The 14,015-nt window shown below is 57.3% G+C and carries 15 protein-coding genes; 3 read left to right on the top strand and 12 right to left on the bottom strand.

Annotation, left to right across the window (positions count from 1 at the left end; translation table 11 throughout):
• Position 1: 1 nt before the first annotated feature.
• Entirely contained in the window at positions 2-1,225 is a 1,224-nt protein-coding gene (hemA, locus tag ACR1XU_RS22100) for a 5-aminolevulinate synthase (protein WP_480908820.1), read from the top strand.
• Between the two features lie 52 nt (positions 1,226-1,277).
• On the top strand, positions 1,278-2,336 hold the full coding sequence (locus ACR1XU_RS22095) for a YeeE/YedE family protein (protein ID WP_480908819.1): 1,059 nt from the start codon (positions 1,278-1,280) through the stop codon (positions 2,334-2,336).
• Position 2,337: 1 nt separating this feature from the next.
• On the opposite strand, the gene ACR1XU_RS22090 is transcribed toward ACR1XU_RS22095, so the two are convergent.
• The 12 genes from ACR1XU_RS22090 to pobA all read right to left on the bottom strand — a co-directional run bounded on the left by ACR1XU_RS22090 (position 2,338) and on the right by pobA (position 12,978).
• Positions 2,338-3,282: an MBL fold metallo-hydrolase gene (locus tag ACR1XU_RS22090; RefSeq protein WP_480908818.1), complete on the bottom strand. Its 945-nt coding sequence runs from the start codon at positions 3,280-3,282 to the stop codon at positions 2,338-2,340.
• Entirely contained in the window at positions 3,279-4,205 is a 927-nt protein-coding gene (locus tag ACR1XU_RS22085) for an MBL fold metallo-hydrolase (protein ID WP_480908817.1), read from the bottom strand. Before ACR1XU_RS22085 ends, ACR1XU_RS22090 begins: the two co-directional genes overlap by 4 nt.
• A 135-nt stretch (positions 4,206-4,340) precedes the next feature.
• A complete protein-coding gene (locus tag ACR1XU_RS22080; RefSeq protein ID WP_480908816.1) occupies positions 4,341-5,732 on the bottom strand; it encodes a TRAP transporter large permease in 1,392 nt (463 codons plus the stop codon).
• Entirely contained in the window at positions 5,725-6,222 is a 498-nt protein-coding gene (locus tag ACR1XU_RS22075) for a TRAP transporter small permease (protein ID WP_480442255.1), read from the bottom strand. Before ACR1XU_RS22075 ends, ACR1XU_RS22080 begins: the two co-directional genes overlap by 8 nt.
• A 63-nt stretch (positions 6,223-6,285) precedes the next feature.
• The gene (locus ACR1XU_RS22070) at positions 6,286-7,320 is read right to left on the bottom strand and encodes a TRAP transporter substrate-binding protein (protein ID WP_170682494.1); all 1,035 of its coding nucleotides are present in this window, start codon (positions 7,318-7,320) and stop codon (positions 6,286-6,288) included.
• Between the two features lie 73 nt (positions 7,321-7,393).
• Positions 7,394-8,452 (bottom strand): 3-carboxy-cis,cis-muconate cycloisomerase, encoded by a 1,059-nt coding sequence (locus ACR1XU_RS22065; protein ID WP_480908815.1) that lies wholly within the window; start codon positions 8,450-8,452, stop codon positions 7,394-7,396.
• Positions 8,449-9,234: a 3-oxoadipate enol-lactonase gene (pcaD, locus tag ACR1XU_RS22060; RefSeq protein WP_480908814.1), complete on the bottom strand. Its 786-nt coding sequence runs from the start codon at positions 9,232-9,234 to the stop codon at positions 8,449-8,451. The genes ACR1XU_RS22065 and pcaD overlap by 4 nt, the downstream gene beginning before the upstream one ends.
• Entirely contained in the window at positions 9,234-10,085 is an 852-nt protein-coding gene (locus ACR1XU_RS22055) for a 3-oxoadipate:acetyl-CoA acetyltransferase (RefSeq protein ID WP_480908813.1), read from the bottom strand. The genes pcaD and ACR1XU_RS22055 overlap by 1 nt, the downstream gene beginning before the upstream one ends.
• Positions 10,078-10,677 carry a protocatechuate 3,4-dioxygenase subunit alpha gene (gene pcaG / locus ACR1XU_RS22050; RefSeq protein ID WP_480908812.1) on the bottom strand — a complete coding sequence of 200 codons (600 nt, stop codon included), beginning with the start codon at positions 10,675-10,677 and terminating at the stop codon, positions 10,078-10,080. The genes ACR1XU_RS22055 and pcaG overlap by 8 nt, the downstream gene beginning before the upstream one ends.
• A gap of 2 nt (positions 10,678-10,679) precedes the next feature.
• On the bottom strand, positions 10,680-11,405 hold the full coding sequence (gene pcaH, locus ACR1XU_RS22045) for a protocatechuate 3,4-dioxygenase subunit beta (RefSeq protein WP_480908811.1): 726 nt from the start codon (positions 11,403-11,405) through the stop codon (positions 10,680-10,682).
• On the bottom strand, positions 11,402-11,785 hold the full coding sequence (gene pcaC, locus ACR1XU_RS22040; RefSeq protein WP_170617270.1) for a 4-carboxymuconolactone decarboxylase: 384 nt from the start codon (positions 11,783-11,785) through the stop codon (positions 11,402-11,404). Before pcaC ends, pcaH begins: the two co-directional genes overlap by 4 nt.
• 23 nt (positions 11,786-11,808) lie before the next feature.
• A complete protein-coding gene (gene pobA / locus ACR1XU_RS22035; RefSeq protein WP_480908810.1) occupies positions 11,809-12,978 on the bottom strand; it encodes a 4-hydroxybenzoate 3-monooxygenase in 1,170 nt (389 codons plus the stop codon).
• Between the two features lie 93 nt (positions 12,979-13,071).
• Between pobA and pcaQ the strand changes: the two genes are divergently transcribed.
• Entirely contained in the window at positions 13,072-13,989 is a 918-nt protein-coding gene (gene pcaQ, locus ACR1XU_RS22030) for a pca operon transcription factor PcaQ (protein ID WP_480908809.1), read from the top strand.
• Positions 13,990-14,015 lie beyond the last annotated feature (26 nt).

The following is a 14,015-nucleotide window of genomic DNA, read 5'->3' as shown; positions in this document are numbered from 1 at the left end:
AATGGACGACCAGCAGTGCATTCGCGACCAGCTTGATAAGCTGAAGGAAGAAGGGAACTACCGGGTCTTCGCTGATCTGGAACGTCAGTGTGGCAAGTTCCCAACTGCCCGAAGCCACACGAAGAACAGTCCTGAGAATGTAACCGTCTGGTGTTCGAACGATTATCTCGGGATGGGCCAGCATCCCAAAGTCCTCGCCGCTATGCATCAGGCCATTGACAGCTGTGGTGCCGGGGCTGGCGGAACACGGAATATCTCGGGAACCACGCACGAGCATGTGTTGCTGGAACAAGAACTTGCAGACCTGCACGGCAAGGAATCGGCGTTGTTGTTCACGTCCGGCTACGTGTCGAACTGGGCTGCTTTGGGCACTTTGGCGTCCAAGATCCCCGGTATCACTGTTCTGTCCGACGAGTTGAACCACGCTTCGATGATCGAGGGCATACGCCATAGTCGCTGCAACAAGCGGATCTGGAAGCACAACGACCTCGCGGACCTTGAAAGGCACCTTGCGGACCTGCCGGCCAATACCCCGAAACTCATCGCGTTCGAGAGTGTTTATTCGATGGACGGCGACATTGCACCGATTGCCGAGATTTGCGATCTGGCGGATCGCTATGGCGCGATGACATATCTGGATGAGGTTCACGCCGTCGGACTTTACGGCCCACGCGGAGGTGGCATTGCCGAACGCGAAGGTCTGATGGACCGTCTGACCGTCATCGAAGGAACATTGGGCAAAGCGTTCGGCGTAGTCGGCGGATACATCGCGGCCTCCCATGACCTTGTCGACTTTGTTCGGTCTTTTGCCAGTGGGTTCATATTCACCACCGCGCTGCCCCCTGCCGTGGCAGCTGGTGCGGCGGCCTCTGTTCGTCATCTGAAGCAGAGCAAAGCGGAGCGGCATTTGCACCGGCAACGCGTGCAGGAAGTCAGAAACAGGCTGGACGATCTGGGCATTCCACACACACCCAACCCAAGCCACATCATCCCGGTCATGGTTGGCGACCCGATCAAATGCCGCTTTATATCAGACGTTCTGATGCGCGATTTCGGGATCTATATCCAGCCCATCAACTACCCAACCGTCCCGAAGGGAACTGAACGTTTGCGGATCACTCCGTCGCCCGTGCATTCACCGGAAGACATCGACAGGTTGGTAGCCGCTTTGGGCGAGCTTTGGACGCAATGCCAACTGGCTCGAACGCCGATGGCCGCGCAATAGTAATTTGACGAAAGACAAAGACGAACAATCAACGAGGTGAGAGTTTCTGTCCATGGAGAGGCTCATCGATCTGCTGGGAGACCCGGGCGCGCTGGCATTTGCCGGAGCGCTTGTCGGCCTCCTATTCGGTGTGACCGCCCAGAAATCCCACTTCTGTTTGCGCGCCTCGACCGTCGAGGTCGCTGAAGGTGAGTTCGGGCCACGGCTTGCGGTTTGGCTGATTGCCTTCTCCGCAGCGCTGACTCTGGTGCAGGGGTTTGTCTCGTTCGGATGGCTGGACCTGTCCGGGGCGCGTGCGATTGCATCGACGGGAAGTCTCAGCGGTGCGGTAATTGGCGGTGCAATGTTCGGGGTTGGAATGGTTCTGTCGCGCGGGTGCGCCTCACGCCTGTTGGTTCTGGCGTCCAGCGGGAACCTGCGTGCCCTTGTAGCGGGGTTGATTCTGACCTTGGTGGCTCAGGCGGCCTACACCGGTGTTCTCAGCCCGGCGCGCGAGGCGCTTTCCGGCATCTGGACCATCGCTGGAGGCGCGCCGCGTGATCTGTCCAAGATAATTGGGTTTTCTCCGGTGATTTACGCAAGCCTTGCGTCCTTCGGTTTGGCCCTGGCAATTGCATTTGCAATCCGCCGGAATGTCACGATCACCAAGATCGTATCCGCAGCAGGAGTTGGGGTGGCGGTTGCATTTGGCTGGTTGATGACATTTGCAATCGCGCAAGCGTCTTTTGAAGTTGTGCCCGTGTCCTCGGTCACCTTCACGGGCCCCTCCACAGATACACTGATGGCATTGGTTGCAGAGCGTAATGTCGTGCTGTCCTTCGGTATCGGCCTTGTTCCGGGTGTGGCCATCGGTGCAGCGGGATCTGCCATACTTGCCGGAGAGTGGAAGATTGAACGGTTTGGCCCGGATACACCGATGGAACGCTACCTGGTCGGGGCCGTTCTTATGGGTTTCGGAGCGATGCTGGCAGGCGGCTGCGCCGTTGGGGCCGGTTTGTCGGGTGGATCAGCCTTGTCGTTGACCGCATGGCTTGCCGTCTTCTTTATGTGGGTTGGGGCGATCAGCACGCACAGATTGCTGATGCGGTTGCCCGTTCCACAGCAGTCCTGAACTATTCGAATTCCATTTGCTCATAGACACGTCCGGCGTTTTTTGTTGCCAGTTCTTCAAACGTATCCAATTGGGCGTACGGGGACTGATCGACGTAGTAGGCCTCGGCCAGATCGCCACCGGCATCCATGTGCTCCTGAACCTTGCCGCGCAGGTAAATCAGGTAGTCGCGCGTATAGCGGCGTACCTGATCCATGTTTGTCGGGTGACCGTGTCCGGGAATGACATAGGTGGCATTCAAGGCTTCGAACTCATTGTCCCAGGTCTCAAGCCAATCGGCCGTATAGGTCTCCTGAAAGATCGGCAGCATACGCTCGTGGAAGGCCATGTCGCCTGCGATGACAAGGCTTTGGTTGGGCAACCAGATCGAAATATCACCGGGACTGTGTGCGGGCCCAAGGTATTTCGCCTCAATGCGATAGTCGCCCAGCTCGACCACATATTCGTCGTCGAATGTTTCGGTCGGGCCAGCCAGAAACGTCCCTTCGGATTTGTCTTTATTGTAGCTTTGCATCCCCTGAAGGATCTGGGCGCCGTATTCCTCAAACTCTGCCGCTGCATCCGAGTGTGCGATGATTGGAACGCCAAGTTCTGACCAGTAGGCATTGCCAAGCATCGCGTGCCCCTGACCGTTCTCGTTAAAGACCAGTTTGACCGGCTGATCCGTGATCGCCTGGATTTCCTTGTGAAGCGCTTCGGCAAGCACATAGGCCGCACCACCGTTTACAACGACCACGCCCTCACCGGTTACGATGAAGCTGAGGTTGTTGTTGTGACCGGAGTTTTCATAGGTGGGCGGAGCAGTTGCGCCAATGGCAGAATAGACGCCGGGAATGTATTCGACCGGTTTGGAATACAGCACGCTTTGCGGGTATTGATCCGCAATATCTTCGCTGGCCCAGGCTGGTGTGGCCAAGGCAACGGCAATCACGAACGATCGCATCATGAAGGCTCTCCAATGAATTGATATGCGGAGCCGGTCTTTTCGACCCGGCCAATCCCACCGTTCGGCAGGTGGAAGCCAATGATTTTCATTTGCTCCTGAGAAATCTGATCCAGCAGTGATGTGCGCGCAGTTGCTGCAGCTTCAGGGTCCTGATCAGTACCACTGTGCCAGTCCGGGCGTTCAAACGCGACATGCGGATTCCCGAGCGCATCGCCGACGACCATGACGGCCTCGGTTCCATTGCGAATTTCAAATGCCATATGGCCGGGCGTGTGCCCATAACTTGCCCGAGCGGCGATACCGGGAAGGATCTCCTGACCGTCGTCAAAGAACGCGACCTGATCCTCAATCGCCTCCATGCGTCGCTTTGCGCCCACGGCAAACGCGGCGCGATCTTCCCCTATCGACCCTACCGTTGAAGGGTTCCACCAATAGTCCCATTCCTTGCGACCAAAGTGGTGCGTGGCGTTGGGAAAAAGCAGATCGTCGAAGTCGTCCAAAACGCCCCAAAGGTGATCCGGGTGCGCGTGGGTAAAAATCACCTGAGTTACGTCTTCAGGCGCCAGGCCAATTGTTTCAAGAGTTTCCAAAAGCTTGCCGGACGTCGGCATGAAATCAGACCCCGCCCCAACATCGAACAACACCGTGTTTTCATTGTCGCGGTAAAGTGCAACGTTGCACTCCGGCTCGTACTTGGTCGTGTCCACCTTATTGCGGTTCAGAAGCTGCTTCAGCTCTTCATTCGGCATGGATCCGAACACCATCTCCGGCGGCAACGACAGGTGCCCGTCTGACACTGTTGATATCCGGGCCGAAGTACCAAGCTGCACCTCGGCGAGTGCAATCCTGGATTGAGCACCCAATGCCGTCAGGCATGCGGCGTGAAACAAGAAAGTGCGTCGGGACCATGCATTCTCACTCATACACAATCACTAAAATGAATATTTTAATTTGTAAACGGCGAAAAGGAATTTGGTGCCGTGCCGTTTTCCTCAAAATCACAGCGCATCTAAGTCGGAGATACTGCGCAAGCGTCCAAAACAGGTATCAAAACTCGCTTAGCCCCCGATGAGTGCCGGCACCGCTAGCGTCAGGGCCGGTATCGACAGGATCAATGCAACCCGTACGACCTCGGCACCAAGAAAGGGAAAGACGCCCCGGAACACCGTGCCCATGGACGTATCCCTTTCAAGCGACGAAATGATGAACACGTTCAACCCGACGGGGGGCGTTATCAACCCTAGTTCCACAACGATCAGCGCCAGTATTCCAAACCAGATCTTGAGGTTATCGGCGTCCATTCCGAACGCCGCCGTCTCGGCCGTGGCGTACTCGCCCCCATTCAACGCAATCAGGGTCGGCCAGAAAAACGGGACCACCACAAGGATCATTGCCAAGCTTTCCATGAAGCAGCCAAGAATGACAAAGAGGCACAGCATGATCACAAGGATCAGCATCGGATCCATACCACTGGTTGCGGCCCAGTCGGACAAGGCCTGCGGCAGCTGAGTGCGGGCAAAAAAGCCCTTCAGAACTTCGGCGCCAAAAAGGATCAGGTAGATCATTCCACTTGTGATTGCCGTGGCGCGAATGGCCTTCAACAACCCGGAAAACGCCAGGCCTTCGCCGGTAAACACCCGCAGTGCAAAACCGTAGGCCGTTATCACAAAAACCCCAATGCTGGCGGCGGGTGTTGGCGTGAACAAACCAAAGCCCAGACCCAGTATGATGGCGCCGAATATCAGAATAACGGGCCAGAGGCGACGTATAGCCAGTTTTCGTTCAACCGGATCCATCTGCGTCGGCTCTGGCGCCAGCGATGGTTTCATCCTCACCTGAATGGCAATCACGCCGATAAAACCCAGAACGGCCAATATCCCTGGCACGATAGCGGCCTGAAACATCCGCAGGATCGAGCCTTCCACGATGATCGCATAGATCACCAGGGCTACCGATGGCGGGATCAGAATTCCCAAGGTCCCTCCGGCGGCCAGTGATCCTGAGGCAAGACTGGGCGCATATCCCAGCCGTTTCAGTTCGGGCAACGAAACGCGCCCCATCGTGGCTGCGGTCGCCAGAGAAGACCCGCAAACTGCACCGAAACCACCGCAAGCCGCGACCGCAGCCATCGCAACGCCACCGCGCAAACGCGACATGAGCGCTTCGAGGCCTTTGAAGAGATCAGTGGATAGTCGCGCTTCGGCCGCAACATAGCCCATCAGGACAAACAGCGGGACGACGGAAAGGTCATAGTTGGCCACGTTTTCCCACAACAGGCTTTTGAATTGCTTCAGGTAGGGCACGAACCGGATGTAACTGACAGATTGGCTCAACACCCACGTGCCGCCAATCCCCACAACGATCATCGCGATCCCGACGGGCATCCGAAGCAGCAGCAGGACGAAAAGAACGATCAGGCCAAGAATGCCGATGGAAATGGGATCAAGCATCTGCGGTGCCCTCTAATGCCTGAGACACCGCGATCAAAGCCCACAGGATCATCGACAGCAGGCCGGGGAAATAGAATGGCCAGGTCGGCCACCCCAGAACGCTGGTCACCACCGCGTCCGAGCGTACTTCGAGCATACCGAAAACCATCCAGTAGCTTAAAAACACAGCTACAATGACGGTGACCCCCAACCAAAGAAGATCGAAGCCGCGCTGCACGGCTTTCGGCAGATGGTCCATCAGAAGATCCACTGACACATGGCCTCGATTTGCCTGGCAGTAGGGAAAGAACATCAAGGCCGCGCAGCTGATTGCCAGCTGAACAAAATCCTCATAGCCCGGCAGGCCCGACACATCCGCGCCAAACGCCCCGGCAATCCGATCGAGGATGAAGGCAAAAGCATTCGTTGTTGTGACGGCGACAATCGCAAGCAGGATGACGCCGCCGAGCAATGCAAAAGCATCCGCCAGCCGTTTCAGAACCACGCGCATTCTCATATTCCCGAGGCTTCACAAACGACCGGGCGATCATCGGACCGCTCGGTCGGTTTCCAATCAGTTGCCAGACTGGGCTGCGGCAATTGCCGCGCGGGCCTTGTCGACGAGGGCTGCACCATCAATGCCCTTCTCGCTCACCTCGTCAATCCAACGCTGGACGATCTGTTCGCTCACGGCGTTGAACTTGGCCGCTTCTTCGTCGGACAACACGATCCGTTCTACACCTGCGGCCTCAAGTGCCTCGGTGCCGCTTTCTTCGAAACCTTCCCAATTAGACCCGACCTCGCGCGCGACATTGGCGCCTGAATTGGCGTCGATAACGGCCTTAAGGTCATCCGGCAGCGCTTCGTAGGCGTCTTTGTTCATCGCCACCATGAAGGTCGCGGTGCCAAAGCGGTCTCCGTTCGGCAGTTCTGTTATGGACTTGTCCAGTTCCTGCAATTTCAGGGGCCGCACGATTTCCAGCGGGATCAGTGCGCCATCCACAACGCCTTTTGACATGGCTTCGGGCAAGGCCGGCACGGGCATGCCGACGGGTTCCGCACCAATGCCTTCGATCACCCACGCGCCCGTACGGCTGGGGGTCCGCAGCTTCATCCCCTTTGCGTCTTCCAGGGTGCGCACCGGGTCGGACGCTGAATGTATGACATTCCCATCATGGGTGTGCAAAAAGATGACGTGGACGTCATCGAAGTCTTCCGCGAGCATCTCCATCGAGGCGTTCATGGCGACCGTTGTATCCGTCGCAGAGCCTGCATGCACAAGCGGCAGTTCGAAAACTTCGGTGCGCGGAAAGACACCCGGTGTGTATCCCAGGACTGTCCAGACAATATCGGCAGACCCATCACGCACTTGGCTGTACAGTTCAGGTGGTTTGCCACCCATCGACATTGACGGGAAGATTTCAATCGCAATCCTGCCATCGCTATCGGCAGTGATCTTATCAGCCCATGGCTGCAGCATACCTTTGTGCGCCGCTGCGACCGGCGGCAGGAAGTGATGCATCGTCAGCGTCACTTCCTGGGCCAGGCTGGCTGTTGCTGAAACGGCCAGGGCGGCCAGTGAACTCAGCAAGGATTTCCTTATGGTCATGATTTCTCCTCCTCGGTTGTTTCGTGGGGTCGCAGTTTGGTATCTGACGGTTGGCGCGATGTCTGCCTCACGCCTATTCCCGCACCCCCATTGAATCAATTTGCGCGCACAGGGCATTCGATGCCGAAAGCGATCTGGCCGTGCACCTGGCCATGTTTGGCAACAGCATCCATTCCAGCGACCAGGCGCTTCCTGAACGTTCCTGTTCATGCACAAGCGCCTGATGCATCCCCGATACTTGCGTGGCATTGAAGCGCGCCAGCGTCACCAGCAATTCGGCAAGAATCGGGTTCTGTTTGTGTGGCATGGCTGATGACCCGCCGCCGCCTGAAAGCTTGATTTCGTCGACACCCTGCTGCGCCATCAAGCAGATGTCTCGCCCCATTTTTCCAATCGAACCGGAAATAAGCGACAACAGATTTGCATAATCGGCGACGGTTGCGCGATCTGAATGCCAGTTGCGGCTGGGTGGGCGCAGCGACAACGCTTTGGCAACAAAGGCTGCCAGGTCGCGATGCTTTTCGCCAATGGCCTGTCCATCCCCGACTGCCCCGCCCCATTGTAGGCGCTCGACACTCTTGCGCATCTCTTCGATGCGATCGCCGTGCTCGATCAACGGCGCTTGCCAGTTCTCGATCCGGTGCCCGACCGAGATCGGCAATGCGGCCTGCATCCGTGTGCGGCCCATCATCTTGTTGCTGCCGAACCGGCGGCCCAGATCACCTAATCGCTCTGTCAGGTTCGACAGACGATCCGCGATCAGGTCTGAGTTTTCGCGCATTGTCATTGCCAGCGCTGTATCCATCACATCCTGCGAGGTTGTGCCGGTATGGACCGCACCCTCCAACTGTCCAGCCTCGGCCTTCAGACCACGCACAAATGCGGGAATTGGCATCCCGTCTTTCAAGGTTCCGGCCTGCAAATCCTGAAGGTTCGGATTGGCGCGCTCAATCAACTCGGCGGCGGCCTGGGCCTGGTCCTCTGGCACCACGCCAATGGCGCCAAGCCCGCGGGAATAAGCGGCTTCGAAGGCTAGCATATGGGCCAACGTGCGTTCGGCTGACCAGATCGCCTCGGCGTCCTGATCGCCAAAAAGGCCCGACAACCAAGGATGATCGAACACGCCACTCATGCCAAAACACCTAACAGTGCCCGGATCTGACCCGCGACAAATCCCGGCGCTTCGACGCATGGCAAGTGCCCGACATCCGGCAAAATATGCCGCTCTGCGCCTTTGATGAGGTCGGCCAAAGCCTCCACAAGTTCGGGCGGCGTCGCCTGATCTTCACGCCCACCGATACAGATGGTGGGTACTCTGATCTGGCTGGTTGTTTCGGCAAGGTCCGCATCCCGAATGGCCTCGCAGGTCGCGACATAACCTTCGGCAGGTATGCGTGTCAGCATGTTCCGGTAACCGGCCACGGCATGCGGATGCTCGGCTCGAAAACGGTTGGAAAACCAACGTTCCACTACCGTGTCGGCGATGGCATCGATACCGGATTCACGCACGGCCTGAATGCGCGTATTCCAAACCTCGTCATCCCCAATTTTCGTGCCGGTATTGCTCAGGATAAGCCCGCCGGCAAGATCGGGGCGTCGGTTGGCAACGCGCTGAGCGATCAGGCCGCCGACCGAAACACCGCACAGAACTGCATTGCGCCAACCCAACATGTCCATCAGATCGGCAACATCTTCGGCCAGCGTATCAATTGAAGTTGTGGCGCAATCCGACAGGCCATGCCCGCGCTTGTCCCAAAGAAGGCATTCTGTTTTGCCCAGACCTGCCGCGACTTCCCGCCAGATGCGATAATCCGTCCCCAAAGAGTTCAGAAGGACAACAGGCACTCTGCCGACACCGTGGTTTGCCACTTCATAGTGCAGGATTACGTCACGGGGTCTGGCGAAGCTCGGCATCAGGCGGCGACCTCTCGCAACCCAAGGATCGCGCGCGCCTGCGCGACAGTCGCGACAGGGCGTGCGTGCGTTTCGCAGATTTCGACAGCTCGACGAACCAACGCTGCATTCGAGGGGGCAAGCGTGGTTCTGTTCAGGCGCACATTGTCCTCAAGCCCCGTTCGAACATGCCCGCCGGAAACAACGGACCACTCGTTCAACACGATCTGATTTGCCCCGACGCCCGCCGCACACCATGGCACATCCCCCCAAAGGCGGCGCACTGTATGCACGTAGAAATCAAAAACCTCACGATCAACGGGCATGGCGTTTTTCACGCCCATGACAAACTGGACATAGGGCACATCCCTGATTTGACCTGCCTTATGCATTTTGGCCGCTTGAAAGATATGAGACAGGTCGAACGCCTCGATCTCTGGCCTGACATCGTATTTCACCATCTCGCTGGCCAGCCATTCGACAAGATCAGGCGGGTTTTCGTAAACGCGGGTCGGAAAGTTATTCGATCCGACGGACAAGGACGCCATGTCCGGCCGCAGTGGCAACATGCCACCACGGGCGGAGCCCGCCCCGGACCGCCCGCCCGTCGAAAGCTGCACGATCATGCCGGGACAGTGGGTTTCGATCCCTTCTTTCAACGCGGCAAAAAGATCGGGGTCCGAAGTAGGTTTGCCTTCCTCATCGCGCACATGGCAATGGGCGATGGCAGCACCGGCCTCAAAAGCCTCATGTGTGCTTTCAACCTGTTCCGACACGCTGATCGGAACAGCCGGGTTGTCCGCCTTGGTCGGAACCGAGCCGGTGATTGCCACGCAAATAATACACGGGTTTTGTTTTGTTTCGTCAGACATCGAAGAACACCGTTTCATTTTCCCCCTGCAAGCGAATGTCGAACCGATAGCCGTCCGGGGTTCTTTCGGCTATCAGGGTTTGCCGCCGGTCAACCTGTTCGATAAGATTCAGAACCGGATCAACCAAATTGGCGGCTTCTTCTTCCGGGAAATAGAGCCGCGTGTTCAGCCCAACATTTATGCCGCGGGCTACCAGCCACACGCTGATGTGCGGAGCCATTGGCCTGCCATCCCGATACGGAACAGAGCCGGGCTTGACTGTTTCAACGATCCACTCTCCGGTTTCAAAGTCGGGTATGATACGGCCCCATCCACGAAAACCGGGCTCGACCTCACCCTGCCCGGGGTAAATCCCCTTTGCATTGGCTTGCCAGACTTCGATCAGAACATCCTTGACCGGCGCGCCGGTGCCATCCAGCACCCTGCCCCGAATGGTGATCCGCTTACCTTCGGCCTGCGCGCCGATAACGTCCCGGCCCAATTCCTGCCGGTAGATGTCAAACCCTGCATCCCCCGGGGCCAGGCCAATGTGAACGTAGGGTCCGGCCGTTTGCGATGGGGTTTCTTTCAGATAGTCAAGCTTCTGAACCATGATCAATTCCCGTCCGGTCGATTTTCGAAATAGGTCGATCGATGACCGCGCAGCACGATGTCGAACTTGTAGGCGATACTGTCCAGCGGAACCGTCGCGTTCAGATCCAGCGCGGCAACCAGTTGATCGATCGCTTTTTGATCCGGAATCGTGTTCACGATCGGACATTTGGCAATCAGGGGGTCGCCTTCAAAATAAAGCTGTGTGATCAGCCGCTGCGCAAAGGCTGGGCCGAACACCGAAACATGAATATGCGCCGGCCGCCAGCTGTTGACCCAATTGCGCCACGGATAGGCCCCTGGCTTGATCGATCTGAAAGTGTAACAGCCATTCTCGTCCGTCAGCGTGCGGCCACACCCTCCGAAATTGGGATCAATCGCGGCCAGATAGGTGTCTTTCTTGTGGCGATAGCGGCCCCCTGCATTGGCCTGCCAGATCTCCACCAGGGTATTCGGAACCGGCCGTGCGTTTTCGTCCAGAACCCGGCCATGGAGGATGATACGCTCGCCGATCGGATCGCCTGTCTTGGCGTAATTTCGGATCAGGTCATTATCCAGCGGGTCCAGATCATCATGGCCGAATGTCGGTCCTGTGGCCTCGCTCAGCGAAGGTTCCAGCGACAACAGGGCATTTCTGGGCGAGCGCGATACACTCGTCTTGTAATTCGGGGAAAAGGCAGGCGGGTGCCATTCGCGGTCCCGCTGGTACAGGTCCATCGGCCTGGTCATTTCACCTCACCCTCCATTTCGGCAAATGTCTGTTTTGCCAGCTTCACGGCCTGGTTCGCGCATGCAACGCCTGCGTAAACCGCCGCATGCATGAAAGCTTGCATGATGTCTTCCCTTGAGGCACCTGTATTTCTGCACGCCTTCACATGCATCGGGATCTCCTCGAAGTTCCGCGTGGCCGCCAAAAGGGCAAGCGTGATCATCGAACGTTCGCGCGGTGTGATCGCATCGTTGGCCCAAAGGGTGCCCCACGCCGTTTCAGTTATCATTTCCTGGAACGGCGCATCAAAGGCGGATTTCTGTGCCTCCGCCCGGTCCACATGCACATCACCAAGCACCCGGCGCCGGACTGACATTCCCGTGGTATAGCGATCCGTCATCGTTATCTCCTTGGCTATGCCCATCAATATGGCAAACCGACGTAGTTTTCAGCCATCGCCTTTTGGGCCGCCGTGTTTGTCCGCAGAAAGTCGATCTCGGCCTGCTGCATCTTAAGGTCAAATTCGGACTGATCCGGAAACCGGTGCAGCAGCGATGAAAACCACCAGCTGAAGCGTTCAGCTTTCCAGATGCGGGCCAGCGCATTTTGCGAATAACTGTCGATTCCCCGGGTGCAGCCGTTTTCGTAGAAGTCCCTGAGGGCGTTGTACAAGTAGTGTACGTCCGAAGACGCGGTGTTCAGCCCCTTCGCTCCGGTCGGCGGCACGATATGCGCGGCATCACCGCAAAGAAACAGCCGCCCCCAGCGCATCGGTTCCGTCACGAACGAGCGTAACGGTGCAATCGACTTCTCGATCGACGGCCCCGTCACCAAAGCATCGGCGAATTCGCGCGGGATTCGACGCTTGAGCTCGGCCCAGAAAGACGCGTCAGACCAATCTTCGGGTTTGTCGGACAACGAACACTGAATGTAATAGCGGCTAAGAGACTCGTTGCGCATGGAGCACAGCGCAAAACCACGGCTCGATGAAGAATAAATCAGTTCTTCGTGGACAGGGGGCGTCTCAGATAAAACGCCAAGCCAACCGAATGGATAGACTTTTTCGTATTCGCGGCGCACATCCAAAGGAATGGTCTGGCGACTGACGCCGTGGAACCCGTCGCAGCCAGCCACGAAATCGGTATCCACACGCTGCTCCTTACCGTCGACCGTGAATGTTACAAACGGCGTGTCGGTGTCGGCATCATGGATCGTGACATCTTCCACGTTGAAAACAATCCTGCCGCCTGCGGCTTCGCGGGCAGCGTATAAATCGCGCGTCACTTCCGTCTGGCCATAGATGACGACAGGCGTGTCGGTGTGTTCGCGAAAATCGACGCGAAAGCACTCGTCATCATAAGCAATCAGCGTGCCGTCATGTTCGAAACCTTCGGCATGAAGGCGGTCGGCGACACCGGCCTCTTCCATCAGGCCGACAAATCCCTTTTCCAATACACCTGCGCGGATGCGGCCGAGGACATATTCCTTGGTCTTTCTCTCCAAAACGATGCTGTCTATGCCGTGGACATGCAGAAGCTGCGACAAAAGCAAGCCTGACGGTCCGCCACCGATGACCACGACTTGTGTGCGCATCTGTCCCCTCCTCCAACTTCGACCAGATTGCACTACGGTTTCCGTTATGTAAAATGACGTTATGTCCCATTTAGTTTCCAAAAATGGAAAGTGATGATCGATCGCAGGCTAAAAGTCAGGCACATCGAAGCCTTCGTTGAAATCGTGCGGCGACAAAGCATGAAACTTGCGGCCGAGAACCTGAATCTCAGTCAGCCTGCAATCTCGAAAACCCTGAAAGAGCTGGAGGACATCACCGGCACCACCCTTCTGGAGCGCAACAGGGGTGGCATTACACTGACCGTGGCCGGGGACGTGTTCTTGCGACACGCAACAAGTGGAATGACAGCCTTGGACATGGCGATGAACAGCGTCGCCGCGATCAGCAAGGGAGATGCCGGTTTGATTTCCATTGGCGCCCTGCCCAGCGTTGCCGCCCGGTTACTGCCGCATGCGCTAGAGATCTTTTCCCAGCTTTCGCCCGACACCATTCCCCGGGTCGAGGACGGCCCCCATGGATATTTGATCGATCGCTTGCACGCGGGGCAGTTGGAGCTTGTCATCGGTCGGCTGGGAAAACCAACGACGATGAAGGATATCTCGTTCACTCAAATGTATATCGAACGCGTCGCAATCGTTTGTGCGCCCGATCACCCATTGGTCCATGCCCAGAACCTGAGCGAGTTGTCAGACTATCCCGTTATCTATCCGCCGGATGACTCGGCGATCCGACCGCTGGTCGACCGGATGATGATCGCCAACGGTCTGAGCAGTTTTCCAAGAATGATCGAATCCGTCTCCGCAGCGTTCGGGCGGCAGGTTGCGCTTGCCGGCGGTGCCGTATGGATCATTTCAACGGGCGTGGTCGCCGCAGACATCCAAAGCGGACGGCTAAAGGCGCTACCGATCGATACAAGTCTGACTGCGGGGCCAATTGGCATAATGGCCCGGGCGGACAGTGAAATGTCCCCATTGGCAAGTCTGTTCCGGCAAGCATCTGTTCGCGCTGTGAGCAATCTGAACCTTGCTTAGTCATCAGGCAATTCCAGATGCGGATC

The sequence above is a fragment of the Ruegeria sp. D1(2025) genome (genome assembly GCF_056536425.1).
Note: the sequence above shows the minus strand (reverse complement) of the source record. Positions and strands in the feature narration are given on the sequence as shown.